The organism is Microbacterium sp. (genome assembly GCF_031179285.1).
GTDB lineage: Bacteria > Actinomycetota > Actinomycetes > Actinomycetales > Microbacteriaceae > Microbacterium.
Genome location: NZ_JAPSHY010000042.1, coordinates 1 through 15,111 on the forward strand (window position 1 = coordinate 1; position 15,111 = coordinate 15,111).

The 15,111-nt window shown below is 67.6% G+C and carries 18 protein-coding genes and 2 tRNA genes; 9 read left to right on the forward strand and 11 right to left on the reverse strand.

What is annotated here, in order from left to right; translation table 11 throughout:
* Positions 1 to 121: 121 nt before the first annotated feature.
* Both RIN18_RS16320 and pknB read left to right on the forward strand, forming a co-directional pair.
* The gene (locus RIN18_RS16320) at positions 122 to 1,870 is read left to right on the forward strand and encodes a serine/threonine protein kinase (protein ID WP_309105047.1); all 1,749 of its coding nucleotides are present in this window, start codon (positions 122 to 124) and stop codon (positions 1,868 to 1,870) included.
* 47 nt (positions 1,871 to 1,917) lie between these two features.
* On the forward strand, positions 1,918 to 3,606 hold the full coding sequence (gene pknB / locus RIN18_RS16325) for a Stk1 family PASTA domain-containing Ser/Thr kinase (protein ID WP_309105048.1): 1,689 nt from the start codon (positions 1,918 to 1,920) through the stop codon (positions 3,604 to 3,606).
* A 23-nt stretch (positions 3,607 to 3,629) separates the two neighbouring features.
* Here pknB and RIN18_RS16330 read toward each other — a convergent pair whose 3' ends face one another.
* Genes RIN18_RS16330 through RIN18_RS16340 form a run of 3 tightly spaced genes read right to left on the reverse strand, consistent with a single transcriptional unit; the run spans position 3,630 to position 5,238 of the window.
* Positions 3,630 to 4,262 (reverse strand): gamma-glutamyl-gamma-aminobutyrate hydrolase family protein, encoded by a 633-nt coding sequence (locus tag RIN18_RS16330; protein ID WP_309105049.1) that lies wholly within the window; start codon positions 4,260 to 4,262, stop codon positions 3,630 to 3,632.
* Positions 4,259 to 4,414, reverse strand: a complete 156-nt coding sequence (locus RIN18_RS16335; RefSeq protein WP_309105050.1) for a hypothetical protein — start codon at positions 4,412 to 4,414, stop codon at positions 4,259 to 4,261. The genes RIN18_RS16330 and RIN18_RS16335 overlap by 4 nt, the downstream gene beginning before the upstream one ends.
* Positions 4,415 to 4,443: 29 nt before the next feature.
* Positions 4,444 to 5,238 (reverse strand): class E sortase, encoded by a 795-nt coding sequence (locus RIN18_RS16340; protein WP_309105051.1) that lies wholly within the window; start codon positions 5,236 to 5,238, stop codon positions 4,444 to 4,446.
* Between the two features lie 170 nt (positions 5,239 to 5,408).
* Here RIN18_RS16340 and RIN18_RS16345 point away from each other — a divergent pair, with 170 nt between their 5' ends.
* Positions 5,409 to 5,648 (forward strand): cell division protein CrgA, encoded by a 240-nt coding sequence (locus tag RIN18_RS16345; RefSeq protein WP_309105052.1) that lies wholly within the window; start codon positions 5,409 to 5,411, stop codon positions 5,646 to 5,648.
* Positions 5,649 to 5,908: 260 nt separating this feature from the next.
* On the opposite strand, the gene RIN18_RS16350 is transcribed toward RIN18_RS16345, so the two are convergent.
* A complete protein-coding gene (locus tag RIN18_RS16350) occupies positions 5,909 to 6,799 on the reverse strand; it encodes a rhomboid family intramembrane serine protease (protein WP_309105053.1) in 891 nt (296 codons plus the stop codon).
* Between the two features lie 17 nt (positions 6,800 to 6,816).
* Positions 6,817 to 7,374 carry a peptidylprolyl isomerase gene (locus RIN18_RS16355; protein WP_309105054.1) on the reverse strand — a complete coding sequence of 186 codons (558 nt, stop codon included), beginning with the start codon at positions 7,372 to 7,374 and terminating at the stop codon, positions 6,817 to 6,819.
* 162 nt (positions 7,375 to 7,536) lie between these two features.
* Between RIN18_RS16355 and RIN18_RS16360 the strand changes: the two genes are divergently transcribed.
* On the forward strand, positions 7,537 to 8,043 hold the full coding sequence (locus RIN18_RS16360; RefSeq protein WP_309105055.1) for a DNA helicase: 507 nt from the start codon (positions 7,537 to 7,539) through the stop codon (positions 8,041 to 8,043).
* 62 nt (positions 8,044 to 8,105) lie between these two features.
* Complete coding sequence (locus RIN18_RS16365; RefSeq protein WP_309105064.1) at positions 8,106 to 8,561, forward strand: YbaK/EbsC family protein; 456 nt, start codon at positions 8,106 to 8,108, stop codon at positions 8,559 to 8,561.
* Here RIN18_RS16365 and RIN18_RS16370 read toward each other — a convergent pair.
* Together RIN18_RS16370 and RIN18_RS16375 are read right to left on the reverse strand one after the other, a co-directional pair.
* A complete protein-coding gene (locus RIN18_RS16370; protein WP_309105056.1) occupies positions 8,558 to 8,995 on the reverse strand; it encodes an NUDIX domain-containing protein in 438 nt (145 codons plus the stop codon). The two genes, RIN18_RS16365 and RIN18_RS16370, sit on opposite strands and share 4 nt — an antisense overlap.
* 38 nt (positions 8,996 to 9,033) lie before the next feature.
* Complete coding sequence (locus RIN18_RS16375) at positions 9,034 to 10,626, reverse strand: amidohydrolase (RefSeq protein ID WP_309105057.1); 1,593 nt, start codon at positions 10,624 to 10,626, stop codon at positions 9,034 to 9,036.
* An 86-nt stretch (positions 10,627 to 10,712) separates the two neighbouring features.
* On the opposite strand from RIN18_RS16375, the gene RIN18_RS16380 reads away from it, so the two are divergent.
* The 4 genes from RIN18_RS16380 to RIN18_RS16395 all read left to right on the forward strand — a co-directional run bounded on the left by RIN18_RS16380 (position 10,713) and on the right by RIN18_RS16395 (position 13,410).
* The gene (locus tag RIN18_RS16380) at positions 10,713 to 11,207 is read left to right on the forward strand and encodes a hypothetical protein (RefSeq protein WP_309105058.1); all 495 of its coding nucleotides are present in this window, start codon (positions 10,713 to 10,715) and stop codon (positions 11,205 to 11,207) included.
* A 97-nt stretch (positions 11,208 to 11,304) separates the two neighbouring features.
* A complete protein-coding gene (locus tag RIN18_RS16385) occupies positions 11,305 to 11,754 on the forward strand; it encodes a DUF1801 domain-containing protein (protein ID WP_309105059.1) in 450 nt (149 codons plus the stop codon).
* 165 nt (positions 11,755 to 11,919) lie between these two features.
* The gene (locus tag RIN18_RS16390; protein ID WP_309105060.1) at positions 11,920 to 12,507 is read left to right on the forward strand and encodes a carboxymuconolactone decarboxylase family protein; all 588 of its coding nucleotides are present in this window, start codon (positions 11,920 to 11,922) and stop codon (positions 12,505 to 12,507) included.
* 9 nt (positions 12,508 to 12,516) lie between these two features.
* Entirely contained in the window at positions 12,517 to 13,410 is an 894-nt protein-coding gene (locus RIN18_RS16395) for an RNA polymerase sigma-70 factor (protein ID WP_309105061.1), read from the forward strand.
* Positions 13,411 to 13,428: 18 nt separating this feature from the next.
* Here the strand turns inward: RIN18_RS16395 and RIN18_RS16400 are convergent, their stop codons facing one another.
* The 4 genes from RIN18_RS16400 to RIN18_RS16415 form a co-directional block, all read right to left on the reverse strand.
* On the reverse strand, positions 13,429 to 13,785 hold the full coding sequence (locus tag RIN18_RS16400; RefSeq protein WP_309105062.1) for a TfoX/Sxy family protein: 357 nt from the start codon (positions 13,783 to 13,785) through the stop codon (positions 13,429 to 13,431).
* A 68-nt stretch (positions 13,786 to 13,853) separates the two neighbouring features.
* Positions 13,854 to 13,926: transfer RNA gene (locus RIN18_RS16405), tRNA-Ala, on the reverse strand.
* Between the two features lie 27 nt (positions 13,927 to 13,953).
* Positions 13,954 to 14,027 (reverse strand) — tRNA-Ile (locus RIN18_RS16410).
* A 110-nt stretch (positions 14,028 to 14,137) separates the two neighbouring features.
* On the reverse strand, positions 14,138 to 15,111 hold a 974-nt coding region (locus tag RIN18_RS16415), incomplete at its 5' end, for a DUF4097 family beta strand repeat-containing protein (protein ID WP_309105063.1).

The following is a 15,111-nucleotide window of genomic DNA, read 5'->3' on the forward strand; positions in this document are numbered from 1 at the left end:
ACGACCCGGCGGTCGCAGTAGCGGTAGTCGTCGAAGACGGCGGCGGACAGGGACAATCCGGATCCGGCGACTCCATCGCCGCTCCGATTGCGAAGAAGGTCATAGAGGCGGTGCTGGGCAGATGAGGCCGACGCAGGGTGTGTCGTTCGGTGGTCGCTACGAGCTGCAGTCGCGGATCGCGATCGGTGGCATGGGCGAGGTGTGGGAGGCGACGGATCACGTCATCGGACGTACCGTCGCCATCAAGATCCTCAAAGACGAATACATGGGGGACCCCGGATTCCTCGAGCGATTCCGCGCGGAGGCGCGCCACGCCGCTCTCGTCAACCACGAGGGCATCGCCAGCGTGTTCGACTACGGCGAGGAGAACGGCAGCGCCTACCTCGTCATGGAGCTCGTCCCCGGTGAAGCGCTCTCGACGATTCTCGAACGCGACGGTGCGCTGAGCGCAGACAAGACGCTCGACATCGTCGCCCAGACGGCATCCGCACTGCAGGCCGCCCACGCCGCCGGCCTCGTGCACCGTGACATCAAGCCGGGCAACCTGCTGATCACCCCCGACGGTCGCGTCAAGATCACCGACTTCGGTATCGCCCGCATCGCCGACCAGGTGCCGCTGACTGCGACCGGTCAGGTGATGGGAACCGTGCAGTACCTGTCGCCGGAGCAGGCGTCGGGGCACCCGGCGTCTCCAGCGACCGACACCTATTCTCTCGGCATCGTGGCGTACGAATGCCTGGCGGGCAGGCGTCCGTTCACCGGCGAATCGCAGGTCGCGATCGCGATGGCGCAGATCAACGAGCAGCCTCCGCCGCTGCCTCCGACCGTGCCGATCCCGGTGCAGAACCTCGTCATGGCGATGATCGCCAAGAAGCCCGCGGATCGGCCGTCGTCGTCGGCAACCGTCGCGCGTGCTGCGCAGGCGCTGCGCCGCGGCGATCTGAACTCCGCCGCGATCGCGGTGCCCGCCATCGCCACCGGCGGGATCGCCGGCGATGACGACGCGACCCGGATGCTGACCGGTGTCGTCGGCGCGGATTCCACCCGCATCCTCCCGACCACCGCCTCACTTCCTCTCGAGGATGGCGAGCCGGAACCGGAGAAGAAGAAGAAGCGGAGTCCGTGGACCTGGCCGCTCATCGCGCTGATCGCGCTTCTGCTGATCGTGCTCGGCGGAACGATCTGGGCGCTGACGAACCAGGGCGGCGACCCGAAGGCCGCCCCGACCGAGACGCAGACGGGCGCGAACTCCACGCCGACGCCGCCACCGCCCACGGAGACGACGGCTCCGGAGCCTGAGCTGATCGATGTCGACGCGCTCGGCCTTGTGGGAATGCCGTGCGATGCCGCGATGCAGAAGGCCATCGATGCTGGTCTCCCGGCCGAGTGCGTCGTCGGAAACACGGTCGCCCCGAGTGCCGAGCAGGTAGGTACTGTCGAGACCGTGCAGCCCGGTGGCAACGTCGCCGAGGGTACCGCGATCACTCTCACGACCTTCAAGGAGCAGGTGAAGGTCGGTAAGCCCTCCGGAACCCCGACACTCGCCGGCGAGCCGATATCGGGTCAGGAGATCACCATGAACTGGCCGAGCTTCGAATGCCCGTCCGGCACCGCACCGCGTTCGGCCTTCGAGGTCACGCTCACCAACGCCACATTCGCCGGTGGAAACGCCGGCGAGTCGATCCGCAGCTTCGGCCCGAGCGTCCTGACGACCAAGATCATTCCGGGAACGGCAGGTCAGAGCGTCACAGCGACCTACCGGGTCTTCTGCGGCGAGATGCCCTCCGAGCCTTCGGATTCGATGCCCGGTCGGCTGATCCTTCCCGCTGTTCCTGACGGCGGCGAGGACGCCGGGGGGACCGACGGGTAGCCCCGTAGTCTTGAGAACAGTTTCACCAGCCGTATCAGGGGGTCTCCGTGTCCACAGAGCCACGCGTTCTCGCGGGTAGATACCGCGTCGACGAGCTCATCGGGCACGGCGGCATGGCGAAGGTCTACCGCGGGTACGACCTGACCCTCGGCCGCGATGTCGCCATCAAGATCCTCGACGCCGAGCTCGCGCGCGACACCGCCTTCCGCACCCGTTTCCGGCTGGAGGCGCAGGCGGCGTCACGCATGTCGCATCCGTCGATCGTGCGCGTCTACGACGCCGGTGACGAGGCCGGGGCCGATGCAGGCACGGTCGTGCCGTACATCGTGATGGAACTGGTCACCGGCACGTTGCTGAAGGACATCATCTCGACAGGCCCCGTGCCCGTCGCCGACGCGGTGCGCTACGTCGACGGCATCCTCGAGGCGCTCGACTACTCGCACCGGGCCGGTGTCGTTCACCGTGACATCAAGCCCGGCAACGTCATGGTGACCGAGAAGGGCCAGGTCAAGGTCATGGACTTCGGCATCGCCCGCGCGGTGTCGGACTCCTCCTCGACTGTGGCCGAGACGACGCAGATCCTCGGGACCGCCGCATACTTCTCGCCGGAACAGGCGAAGGGCGAGCCCGTCGACCCCCGCGCCGACCTGTACTCCACCGGTGTGGTGCTCTACGAACTGCTCACCGGCCGGCAGCCCTTCCGTGGCGAGTCGCCCGTCGCCGTGGCCTATCAGCACGTCAGCGAGACGCCGGTGCCGCCGACCGAGGTCAACGAGGACGCCCCCGGCGCGCTCGACCCGATCGTGCTGCGGGCGCTCGCGAAGGACCCCTATCAGCGCTACTCCGACGCCTCGCAGTTCCGCGCAGCTCTGGATGCCGCGACCACCGGTCACGCCCCGAGCCGCAAGCAGCTCGGCGCACTGACCAGCGAGCTGTATGGACCCAGTCCTCGTCAGGCGCAGGAGACGGCGAGGTCGTTGCGCCAGCTGAGCGCGGACACGACCATGACGCGCACGCAGTCCGGCCCGCCCGTGGCCTGGATCTGGGCGGGGGTCGCGCTGCTCGCCGTCCTGCTGGCATCCGTGCTGTTCTGGGTCGTCACGATCAGCATGCGTCCTCCCGACGTCCCGAGTTCCGCCCGCATCGTGCCGGACCTCGTGAATGTGTCGGCCGAGCGCGCGCAGCAGGATCTCGGCAAGCTCGACCTCACCGCGAAGCTGGTGCTGCAGTCGAGTACCGACATCACCGAGGGCAACGTGATCCGCACCGATCCGGAGGCCGGTGTCACTGTGAGCGAGGGCGACGCGATCACGGTGTACGTCTCCACCGGGGTGGAGACGGTCGTCGTGCCGACGCTGGAGGGCATGTCACTGGCCGCCGCGAAGGACGCGCTCGCCGCCGCGGGGCTCGAACTCGGCTCGGTCATCCAGCGCAACGACAAGAGCCTCGCCGCCGACACGGTGATCGAGGCGAGTGAGGCCGCAGACGCCGAGGTCGCCCCCGGCACTGCGGTGAACCTCGTGGTCGCCAGCGGCAAGGTCACGCTCGCCGACGTCAGCGGCTGGACCATGGATGCCGCCACGAAGGCGCTCGAAGACCTCGGCCTCACCCCGACGCCCGTGCCCCTCGGCGACTGCGCGGCGACGGACCCGCCGACGGTGACGTCGATGTCGGTCGCCCCCGGCGACGTCCCGGTGGGCTCGACGGTCGAACTGCGCCACTGCACCGGGTCGTAGAGCGCGCTCGAGACGGGTGGCAATCAGCGCGACAGCGCGTTGAGCGACGTCGAGCGCGCAACGGCCCCGTCGGCTCCACACGACTCGAGCCAGTTCGCGAGCAGGCGATAGCCGCCCTCGGTGAGGACGCTCTCGGGGTGGAACTGCACGCCATGGATGGGCAGCCGCGTGTGTGAGACGCCCATCACCGTGCCGGTCTCGGTCGTGGCGGTCACGGTGAAGTCCTCGGGCAGGTCGTCCGCCGTGACCGCGAGCGAATGGTAGCGGCCGGCAGCGAAGGGCGAGGGGATGCCGGAGAACAGCGCCGATCCGTCATGGATCACCTGCGACACCATGCCGTGCATGAGCTCGGGCGCCTCGCGCACCGCGACCCCGAAGGCCGTGCCGATCACCTGGTGGCCGAGGCACACGCCGAGAAGCGGCATCCGCATCCGCGCGGCGATGCGCACGGCATCCAGCGAGGCTCCAGCGTCGGCCGGAGTCCCGGGTCCTGGCGAGAGCAGGACCCCGTCGAACCCGGGCAGCAGTTGCTCGAGGCCCGTCGCATCGACCGCATCCGCTTCGATCATGTCGACGTCGGCTCCGAGCTCACGCAGGTAGCCGACGAGGGTGTGCACGAAGCTGTCGTGGTTGTCGACCACGAGCACCCAGGTCATTCGAGGTCGACCTCGCCGGGCGTGACGAGTGGGCTGATCCAGGGGAAGACGTAGAAGAAGAGTCCGTAGAGGATCGCTGCGATCGCGATGAGCACGATGAACAGCCGCAGCCACCATGGGCCGGGCAGCAGTCGCCAGATTGCCGCGTACATCAGTCTTCTCTCTCGTGCGTCTGCATGTTCTATACCGAGGGCGCAGCCGGCGGGGGCGGCGGGTCGGTCAGGGCCTTCGGGGGTCCTTCGGCCCGGGGCTGGAAGGCCTCGAAGACCCCGTAGGCGACGATCCGCTCAGCGAGCGAGTAGAGCGGAGAGCAGGCGGTGAGGGTGATGAAACGCTCACCGGTCTGCGATGCCGGGGCCTGGGGCACGTCGAGCAGCACATCGGTGGCACTCGGCTTGACGTACTCGAGCGTGCGGAACCGGTAGGTGTACCAGCCGTCCGGCGTCTCGACGACGATCGCGTCGCCGAGCTGCAACTTGTCGATCTGATTGAGCGGCTTTCCCCAGGTCGTGCGATGGCCGGCCACCGAGAAGTTGCCGACCTCGCCGGGCATCTTCGAGTTCTCGTAGACGCCTATGCCGAGCTTGTCGAGAGTGCGGGCGCGGGTGGTTCCGCCATAGATGCCGAAGTTGTAGTCGGCGCCGAATCGGGGAACGAGCAGACGGCCGAGCAGCTCTGTCTCGGCCGGGGGGGCCGGGATCACGGGTTCGTAGTAGGTCGTTCCGTCGTCAGCCTCGACAAGCGGTGGCGGCTCCGGAGCCGGAGCCTTCGCCCACTCCTGCGAGATCGCTGCCCCCTCTTCGTTCTTCTGGGCGGCGATGATGATGTCGCCGATCCACATCTGCCAGGCGACGAAGAGCAGCACGATGACGCCCGCGGTGAGCAAGAGCTCTCCGAGCACGCTCGTGAACGTCGCGCGCGAGCGAGGGCGGCGGCGACGCGCTCGTCGTGTCTCCGACACGGCGGATGCAGTCATGGCGCGATCATATCCCGCCCAGGTGAGTGACCCCTCCGCTGCCGCCCTCCCGACGCCGAGACTGCACGTGCGCGCCGAGAACGCGACGTTGCGTCACTGTCTCGGCGCGCGAGTGCAGTCTCGCGGTCGACGGGGCTGAGGAATCGAGGTCCGGTGGGTAGAATGTCGGCATGGCACGAGACCGCAAGAACGAAGAACCCGTCGTCGAGCGCGCCGAAGGCGAGGCGGCTCCCAACGCCGTATGGTTCAAGCCGGTGATGATCGGCTTCATGCTGCTGGGTCTCGCGTGGATCCTCGTCTTCTACATCTCGGGCATGGCGTACCCGATCCCGGGCCTCGGCAACTGGAACCTCGGCATCGGCCTCGGCATCGCGCTCATCGGCTTCCTCATGACGACGCGCTGGCGCTGACCAGCGGTTCGAACATCGAAGGCCTCCCGCTCAGCGGGGGGCCTTTCTTCGTGGGGCAGGCGGAGGGATGTTCTCTTCGTTTGCAGAGCGGGGCCCCTCCCGCTTCGCGGGCCCCTCCCGATGCTCACTCCCGAGAACATCCCTCCGCCTGCGGCGCTTGGGGATCGGTCAGATCGAGTTATGCACAGGGTTGTGCACAGGGTGGGGAGAATTACACCGGTGTTATTCACAGGTCCGAAAACTCTGTTAACAACTTCTGATCAGGCGAGAAGGATGAGCGGTGGGACGAAGGCCACCAGCACGACTAGCGCGACGACCAACGTCGCGAGCAGGATGATCTGCCAGGTGCGCTGCTCCCGGCGTCGCGTACGGGTGAGGATCAGGGCGATCAGGGCCCCGACGATCGCCCCGCCGAGGTGGGCCTGCCAGGCGATGCCCCCGACGAAGAATCCGAAGGCGAAGTTGATCCCGAGGATGACGAGGAGCCCCGTGACGTTCGCGCCGATGTGGCGTCCGATGATCAGCAGCGCCGCCATCAGGCCGAAGATCGCGCCGGAGGCGCCAACCGTCAGGCCGCCCGGATCCAATATCGCGACCGCGACCGACCCGCCTAGGCCGCTGATCAGGTACAACGCGAGATAGCGGGCACGACCGAGCATCGGCTCGAGATTTTGCCCCAGCATCCACAGCGCCAGCATGTTCAGGGCGAGATGGATGAAACCGCCGTGCACGAACATCACCGTGAGCAGACGCCAGGGTTCGAACGGGAACGGCAGGATGCTCGGATACAGATAGCGCGCCCCGAACAGGAGCGCCTCGGTGATCTGCGGACCGAGCCCCGGGATGAGCTGCACCAGTCCGATGAACGAGGTCAGCGCGAGCAGCGTATAGGTGACGATCGGCTTGCCGCTGCGAACGGCGGTGAGCGTCCCGCTGCCTCCGCGCCAGCGACGACGCGCCTTACGCTGCGACGGGGTCTCGGACTTGCGCTCCGACTTCATGCATTCGGGGCAGATGACGCCGACGGGCGCCGGGGTCTGGCATTCGGGGCAGATCGTTCGCAGGCACCGCTGACAGAGCACGAAGCTCTGCCGATCCGGATGCCGGTAGCAGAAGTTGTCGCGATTGCTCGCGAACTCAGAGCTCGTCATCCGGATCGGCAGCGCGGTCAGGCCGCGACGATGTCGATCGACTGCAGGACGACGGGCTCGATCGGCCGGTCGCCGGCTGCCGTGGGAACGGCGGCGATGGCGTCGACGACGGCCTTCGATGCGTCATCGGCGACGGCGCCGAAGATCGTGTGCTTGCCCATGAGCCAGGGGGTGGGGTCGGTCGTGATGAAGAACTGCGAGCCGTTCGTGCCCTCGAGCTCGCCCGTGGCAGGGTTGCGGCGCAGGCCCGCGTTCGCCATGGCGAGGATGTAGGGCTCGTCGAAGTTCAGCTCGGCGTTGATCTCGTCGTTGAAGTTGTAGCCGGGGCCGCCGACGCCCTGACCGAGCGGGTCGCCGCCCTGGATCATGAAGTTCGGGATGATGCGGTGGAAGATGACGTCCTTATAGAGAGGACCCTCGCCCGGCTTGCCGGTGGCGGGGTGCGTCCAGTCCTGGGACCCGTCGGCGAGGCCGACGAAGTTCTTGACTGTCTTCGGGGCCTGGTCTCCGAAGAGGTTGATGACGATGTCACCGTGGTTGGTGTGCAGGGTTGCGATGTGGGAAGCATGAGGCATGCCTTCATTCTCGCAGAGCTTCCGAAGAGTTCGCCCGGAGCCGAGGATCGGGGCAAGCTAGCGTGCGCCGTGTGTTTAGGCAAGGGCGCGGGGATTCCCGCCCGACGTACAGCCTCGTCTGGCAAGATGGGGAACCCGTACTCCAATGGACAGGAGAACATCGTGAGCCTCAGCCGCAAGCGGAAGAAGCAACTGCGTCGTCTGCAGAAGGACGCCACTCAGCTCTGGGAGTCGCAGCAGGTGCTCGTCGGTCACGCCGCCGACGTGGCTCGCGAGGCGAGCCACCAGCTGGGCAACCTGGGTCGCGAGCAGGTGCTTCCTGTCGTGCAGGACACCTACCACCGCCGGGTCGCCCCGGTCGTCGACCGCGGAGTGAGGATCGGCAAGCATGTCGTCGACGACAAGGTCGTGCCGATCGTCGGCGGTGTCGTCGGCAGTGCGCTGACCGCGTGGGACGTCGCCAACGCGAAGCGCCTCGGAGTCAAGGCTCCGTCGCCGCGCGGCAACGTGCTGGTTAAGCAGAAGAAGAGCCGCGGTATCGGATCGATCATCGCGATCGTGCTCGGCGTTGCTGCGGCAGCCGGCGTCCTCTACGCCGCATGGCAGACTCTGCGGGCAGACGACGAGCTCTGGGTCGCGGACGACCCGCTCTCCGCGCCTGACGCGTGAGTTCACGCGCAGCCGACGGTGAGGGCGACACGCAGCCCACCACCGCCGAGTGTCATGCGCGGGTGCTGAACGCCGCAGCCGCGCGCGGTCTCGAGATCGAGATCCGCGAACGGCCGCAGGCGCGCACCCTTTTCGAGGCAGCCGAGATTCTCGGCATCGATCCGTCGGGCATCGTCAAGACGCTCGTGGTGAAACGCTCCGATGACACGTACCTTTTCGCCCTGATCCCCGGTGGTCGCTCGATCTCCTGGCCGAAGCTGCGCGCACTGGTCGGCGTGAACAAGCTGCGCCTGCCCGAGCCCGAGCTCGCCCTCGCGGCCACCGGATACGAGCGGGGCACGATCGTCCCGATCGGAAGCACCACGGACTGGCCGATCTTCGCAGACGAGACCATCAGGGGTCGACGCATCGCGATGGGCGCCGGCAGTCACGGCTACAGTCTGTTCGTCGACGCCGACGACCTCATCGCCGCCTACGGCGCGACCGTCGCCGACATCTCGGTGCCCGAGGTTCGCTAACGCAATCCGGCCATGCGCATCGCGATGTCGACGAGTTTGACGCGCTGCAGCTCGGCGACGTCCGGCAGCGTGAACCATCCGGCCATATCGGTGGAACCGTCGGTCTCGAAGCGGAGTTTTCCGCCGGACACCTGAGCCCGGTAGACGATGCGCAGCGTGTGCAGCGGGCTGGCGGCCGTGCCGGCTTCCGGTCTGCGCACGCGCTGGCTCGCGGGGATCACCCGCGAATGGATGCCGAGCAGCTCACCGACCTTCACCGAATAGCCAGTCTCCTCCCGGAGCTCGCGGCGCACGGCGTCTTCGGGCGCTTCACCTGGTTCGAGCCCGCCGCCGGGCATCGTCCAGGCGACACGACGGCCCTCCGTCCAGCGCGCCAGCAGCAGCCGCCCGTCGTCATCGGTGACGACCGCGTACGCCGCGACCCGCATGTCCATGCTCTCACCCTATCCGCCCGGCGAACGCGGCCACCGGCTCAGACGACCAGCGCCCCCGCCAGGTAGGTCGCGCGCACCACGGTCTGGGCGAGTTCCGCCGCCGGCACGGTGACAGGATCGCGATCGACGACGATGAAGTCCGCGAAGAGACCGGGCGTCAGCTCGCCGACTTCGTGCTCACTGAACAGCTGCCAAGCCGCATTCGCGGTCTGCGCGCGGAGCGCCTGCTCCCGCGTCACAGGGGTGCCGGCCGGCATCCGATATCCGTTGCGCGTCGTGCGCGTCTCCGCGACCGCCATGTTCCGGAACGGCTCATTCGGGGTGACCCAGCCGTCGTTGTGGAAGGTGGCCCGGTGACCGGCGGCGAATGCCGCTCCGGCATCCGCCCACGCACCGCCGCGCTCGGGGCCGAAGAGATCGTCGACGAGCACCTCGCCCCAGTAGGTGATGTGATCGACGAAGAGGCTGACGGTCACGCCGATTGCCGCGGCCCGCTCGAACTGGGCGTGAGTCATGGCTCCGCAGTGCTCCAACCGGAAGCGGTGGTCGGCGAGATCCTGCCGGGTGATGATCTCCTCATACACGTCGAGCGTCGCGTCGATCGCACGGTCGCCGTGCGCGTGGCAGGCGAGCTGCCAGCCTCCCGCCGCGTACGGCTCGGCGATGGCGAGGAGTTCACCCGCCGTGTAGTTGGCCTCGCCGATGTGGTCGGGCTCGAGCCCGAGGTTTCTCGTCGCCTGCGTGTCGAGGTAGGGGAACGATGTGGCGATGTTCCCGATCCAGGGCGAGCCATCTGACCAGGTCTTCACCCCGACCTGCCGGAAGAGCGGGTCGGCCGGACCCCGCGCCGCCGCGGTGCCACCCGGGCGTGACATCTCGTACCAGCGCAGCCGGACCGGCAGCGCACCCGAAGTGCGCAGTGCATCGACGAGTGAATTCAACTGAGGGTTCCACGAGAGGTCCGACACGGTGGTGATGCCGCGAGATGCAAGGTCGCACAGATGGGCGGTGAGCAGTCGGGGGAGGTGCTGCTGGGCGTTCGCGAGCATCGGCGCGACGACTCTTTCGACCGCCGCCTCTTCCAGCGCCACCCCGGTGAGATCACCGTTCGCGTCGCGGCCGAAGGAGGCGCCGGCGGGGTCAGGGGTCTGCGTGTCGATGCCGGCGGCGAGCGCGGCAGCGGTGTTGAAGTAGGCAGAGTGCCCGGAGTTGTGGATCACGACCAGCGGCACTGTGCCGGCCAGTTCGTCGAGGAATCGGAGGTCGGGCTCGGGCAATCCGCGTTGCAGCAGTGCATCCCAGCCGTTCGCGAACACCGGCCCGTCGGCATCCGCCACTGCACGCCGGAGCGTGGCGAGTACGCCGTCAGCGTCAGGCACGATCACGGGCCGGATGTCGACGACGAGGTCGGAGAGGAGGATCGATGAGTACGCCGGATGCCCGTGAGGCTCGATCAGCCCCGGCATGACCCACCCGTCGACGGCGACCTTATCGGCATCCGGGAAGCGCCCGCTGACCTCGACGTCCGTTCCGATCGCGAGGATTCTGCCTTCGTCGACCGCCATCGCCTCGGCGAGCGTGTCGATCGCCGGGGCGAGGGGACGGATGCGGCCGGTGAAGACTGTGGTCATGGCGCCAGTCTGGCAGTGGTCCCGGCCCATGCGACAGTGCGCCCCGGCACCTGGACGCCTGCTCGCCGGACGTGGATCATGATGCCATGGCATTCGACGTGATCGACGGTCCGCGCATTGTGCATCGACAAGAGGCCGCGACGCTCGGCATCCGTCTGGTGACCCCCTTCCGAGGGATGCTGGGGGTGCGAGACCAGCTGATCGCCGAGCTCGCGGGGTGGCTCGACGAGCGTCGGCTGCAGACGGACGGGCCGTTCTTCCTGCGTCTTCATCAGGTCGACATGTCGGCCGACATGGAGATCGAGGTCGGTGTCTTCGGTGTCGAGCACGCCGGTGATGGCCGAGTGCGGCCCGGGGTGCAGCCGTCCGGCGACTACGCGCTGCTCGCCTACCGGGGCAGTTCTCTGCAGGCGAATCGGCTGTTGCTCGGCTGGGGCGAGGAGGTGAAACGCTCCTTCCTCGCCGATCCGGTGTCCGGCGCGTGGGTGGGACGGTTTGAGATCATCCGCACCGATCCGCGCCTCGAGCGTCGAAAGACCGCCTGGGCCATCGAGCTCGCCTTCCTGCTGGAGGAGGCGTGAGCAACCGAGGGCTGCATCGATCACGAATCGAGAAGTGCTCCCTCCCGCGGCATCCGTAACCTGAGTGCATCATCGACACCGATTGAAAGGACCGGCCATGGCCGAGGACACGAAGAACTTCACCGCCGAAGAACGCGAGGCGATGCAGGCCGCCGCGAAGGAGGCCAAAGCGAAGCGTTCCCGGGCGAAGAAGTCGCCGGAGGAGCAGCGCGCAGCGGGCGAGGCTGACCTCAAGGAGGCGATCGCCAAGCTGCCCGATGCGAACGACAGGAAGCTCGCGACGAGCCTGCACGAACTCGTGATGGAGGTCGCGCCCGACCTGATGCCGCGTACGTATTACGGGATGCCGGGATGGGGCAAGGACGGCAAGGTGCTCTGCTTCTTCCAGCCGGCGAGCAAGTTCAAGGTGCGCTACGGCACCTTCGGCTTCGAACCGATCGCGAACCTCGACGACGGCACGATGTGGCCGACCTCCTACGCCCTGCTTGAACTGACACCGGCGAACCGGAAGCTGCTCGCCGAACGCATCCGTCTCGCCGTGAGCTGAACGCCACGGCAGCGAGAACGCACGAACCGCCCTTCCGGACTCGCGGGAAGGGCGGTTCGTGCGTTCTCGGCGGGTCAGGTGTCGGGGAGATTCATCGGTGGTGTCACACAGAGGCATCGGCCGGTGTCTTCATGTCAACGACCTGTCGACGCATTGGAGAGTGACATGACCGGCACACGCATCCCGGCGATCGAGCCGACCGGATTCCTCGGGGCACTGGTGAAGTTCGGGGCGCGCAGGAAGATGGGCACCGTACCCGCCTCTCTGGGCGTGCTCTGGCACCACAAGAAGGTGATGTTCGACGCGATGGGCATCGGACGCAAGGTCGAAGGGTGGCACGAACTCGATGAGAATCTCGCTTCGTACGCCGTGATGTCGGCCGCCTCGACGGTCGGCTGCAGCTTCTGCCTCGACTTCAACTACTTCCTCGCTCACAACCGCGGACTCGATGAGGCGAAGGTGCGACAGGTGCCGCGCTGGCGGGAGTCCACGGTGTTCACGCCGACCGAGCGCCTGGTCATGGAGTACGCGGAAGCGGCATCGCTCACTCCTCCCGCGGTGACGGACGACCTCTCCGACGAGCTGGTGGCGGCGATCGGGCCGGCAGCGCTGGTCGAGCTCGCCGCTCGCGTCGCCTTCATGAACATGTCGGCGCGCATGAACGTCGCGCTCGGCATCCGATCGGAGCAGTTCGCCGACGCATGCGGCCTGGCGCCGCTCGCCGAGCGGCCGCTCGCGACGGATGCCGCATAGGCTACCGACATGGCGAGCACCCCACGCGCCGACGATGACCCGTTCGTCGTGCACCGGAACCTGCTGTTCACCGTCGCCTATGAGCTTCTCGGCTCGGCGGCGGATGCCGAAGACGTGCTGCAGGAGTCGTGGATCCGGTGGTCGTCGGTCGACCAGTCCGAAGTCAGCGCTCCGCGTGCCTATCTCGTGCGCATCGTGACGCGCCAGGCGCTCAACCACCTGCGCACCGCCGCGCGCCGCCGTGAGGAGTACGTGGGGGAGTGGCTGCCCGAGCCGCTGCTGACGACTCCGGATGTGGCAGAGGACATCGAACTGGCCGAGAGTCTCTCGATCGCGATGCTGACGGTGCTCGAGACGCTCGGACCCGTCGAACGCGCGGTGTTCGTGCTGCGGGAGGTGTTCGACGTCCCGTACGACGAGATCGCCGATGCCGTCGGCCGGTCGTCAGCGGCGGTCCGGCAGATCGCGCACCGGGCGAAGGGCCACGTCTCAGCACGGCGGCCGCGCATGCGAGTGGTGCGCTCGGAGCACGAAGAGGTCGTCGAGCGGCTCGTCACCGCCCTCAACGAGGGTGATCTGCAGGGCCTCATGGACGTGCTCGCCCCCGACGTGGTGTCGGTGGCCGACGGCGGCGGGAAGGTGCGCGGTGCTGCGCGGCGCGCGATCGTCGGAGCGGATCGCCTGGCGCGCGCGCTCGTCGGCGGCATGGCGAAAGCGGGAGGTGCCGCCGTGGCGTCGCTGACGACGGTCAACGGCGAACCCGGCATCCGCATGGAACTCGACGGGCGGCTGGTCGGGGTGGTCAGCATCACCATCGCCGACGGCCGCGTCTCACGCCTCTACGTGATCGTGAACCCCGACAAGCTCGTCCGCTTCGAAGAGCGGATGCCGCTGAGTCGGTGACGCTCGCCGCGCGCCCACTCAGCCGGCGGTGACGGAGCGGTTGTGTCCGAGCGCCGCGGTGATCCAGAACCGCAGGTCGTCGTCTTCGTCGATGGATGCCGAAGCGACCTGTATCCAGCCGGCACCCATCGTTCGTCCCGCCCCCATCTCGGCCTGCGAGGCGCCGCGGTGGCCGACCAGATCATCGTGCCGATCGGCCGGGACACGGACGAGAAGGTCGCCGTCCTTCAGGGCGGACACCACCATCTTCTCCCGCACCATGAACGAGCGGCCGCCGAACATCGACACTTCGCGCATCGTTCGCTCGCCCGCGAGAACGCCGCGCACACGCTCGACGAGCGCGGACTGCTGAGCATGCATCGATGTGGTGGGCACGCATCCACTATCGGCCATGATGCGGATGCACGAAACCCCCGGCCGATGATCTGGTCGAGGGTTGTCTGTGGAGCCTAGGAGATTCGAACTCCTGACATCCTGCTTGCAAAGCAGGCGCTCTACCAACTGAGCTAAGGCCCCGTGAGGGTGTTGAGTTGAGTTGCAGAGTGGGGCTACCAGGACTTGAACCTGGGACCTCTTCATTATCAGTGAAGCGCTCTAACCGCCTGAGCTATAGCCCCGTCAACCTCCAAGACTTTACCTGAACTCGACCGAAAATCCGAATCGGGGCGTGAGGGGATGAGCGGGTCTCCGCGCCGCCCTCACGCCCCGATCCCATGGATCGTGCCGGTCAGTTGCCCGGTCGCAGCTTCACGTCTCCCGCGGACAGCGACACATCGATCGTCCGGCCCGCGTTCGTGGATTCGTTGACCTTGCTGTCGAGTGTTCCGGCGCTGATGTCCTGCAGCACGTTGTACTCAGCGTCCGGAACGACGATCGAGAGCGAGCCGGCGCTAACGTCGATACCAATGGTGTCCGGCGCCTCGCCGGTGAGCACGAGGTCCATGTTTCCAGCAGAGACGGAGATGTCGGCCTCGCTCACGCCGTCGAACTCCATGTCGGAGCGGCCGGCGCTCATGTCAACGGTCAGCGAGGTTGCCGACCCGTCTGCGACCACCGATCCGGCCCCCAGATCGATGGCGAGTTCGCCGAACTCTCCCTCGACGTCGAGATTCCCCGCGCTCAGGGAGAGCCTCGCCTCAAGACTTGACGACTGCAGGCTCTCGGGGAGCGTGAGCACCACGCGTTCTTCACCGCCGAACCAGGTGCCACCGAACCACCAGGGGAGGAAGGCCCGAGGGCTACGGACAACGAGTTCCCCATTCTCGCGCTCCATGGTCCAGTCGCCGCGTCCGCCGGCGACGGAGAGGACCGCGTCATCAGTGTCACTGAACCGAACGGTCACGGTGCTCGCACTCGCATCCAGGTCGAGGGTGTCGATTCCGTCGACGTTCACGGACTGCTCGCTGTTGGTGCGGGAGAGATCTCCCACGGCGGCAGCCACTGCCGTTCCGCCGGCACCGAGCAGCGCCAGTCCACCGACGACTGCGGTGATCACGGTGAGGGCCTTCGCGCCGGAGGTGCGGCCCACCCCGCCGTCTGCGGGTGCGGCGCGCGGGGGCACGGGAGGGGTGGGAGGGTCGGCGCTCGCGGCCGGCGTGGCCGACGGAGCTGCGGCTGCCGGCGGGGGAGTCAGCGGCGTGTGCCCGCCGGTGCCGTCGCGGTTCTCGGTACTCATCGTGTCGCTCCTGTCTGTCCGGTCGG

What these genes read in the sequence shown, in the direction of transcription:
- RIN18_RS16340 (WP_309105051.1), bottom strand. Translation starts at nt 5,238, where the DNA reads ATGACTGCATCCGCCGTGTCGGAGACACGACGAGCGCGTCGCCGCCGC.
- RIN18_RS16395 (WP_309105061.1), top strand. Translation starts at nt 12,517, where the DNA reads ATGGCGAGCACCCCACGCGCCGACGATGACCCGTTCGTCGTGCACCGG.
- RIN18_RS16355 (WP_309105054.1), bottom strand. Translation starts at nt 7,374, where the DNA reads ATGCCTCATGCTTCCCACATCGCAACCCTGCACACCAACCACGGTGAC.
- RIN18_RS16330 (WP_309105049.1), bottom strand. Translation starts at nt 4,262, where the DNA reads ATGACCTGGGTGCTCGTGGTCGACAACCACGACAGCTTCGTGCACACC.
- RIN18_RS16335 (WP_309105050.1), bottom strand. Translation starts at nt 4,414, where the DNA reads ATGTACGCGGCAATCTGGCGACTGCTGCCCGGCCCATGGTGGCTGCGG.
- RIN18_RS16370 (WP_309105056.1), bottom strand. Translation starts at nt 8,995, where the DNA reads ATGGACATGCGGGTCGCGGCGTACGCGGTCGTCACCGATGACGACGGG.
- RIN18_RS16320 (WP_309105047.1), top strand. Translation starts at nt 122, where the DNA reads ATGAGGCCGACGCAGGGTGTGTCGTTCGGTGGTCGCTACGAGCTGCAG.
- RIN18_RS16375 (WP_309105057.1), bottom strand. Translation starts at nt 10,626, where the DNA reads ATGACCACAGTCTTCACCGGCCGCATCCGTCCCCTCGCCCCGGCGATC.
- RIN18_RS16385 (WP_309105059.1), top strand. Translation starts at nt 11,305, where the DNA reads ATGGCCGAGGACACGAAGAACTTCACCGCCGAAGAACGCGAGGCGATG.
- RIN18_RS16380 (WP_309105058.1), top strand. Translation starts at nt 10,713, where the DNA reads ATGGCATTCGACGTGATCGACGGTCCGCGCATTGTGCATCGACAAGAG.
- RIN18_RS16350 (WP_309105053.1), bottom strand. Translation starts at nt 6,799, where the DNA reads ATGACGAGCTCTGAGTTCGCGAGCAATCGCGACAACTTCTGCTACCGG.
- RIN18_RS16390 (WP_309105060.1), top strand. Translation starts at nt 11,920, where the DNA reads ATGACCGGCACACGCATCCCGGCGATCGAGCCGACCGGATTCCTCGGG.
- RIN18_RS16345 (WP_309105052.1), top strand. Translation starts at nt 5,409, where the DNA reads ATGGCACGAGACCGCAAGAACGAAGAACCCGTCGTCGAGCGCGCCGAA.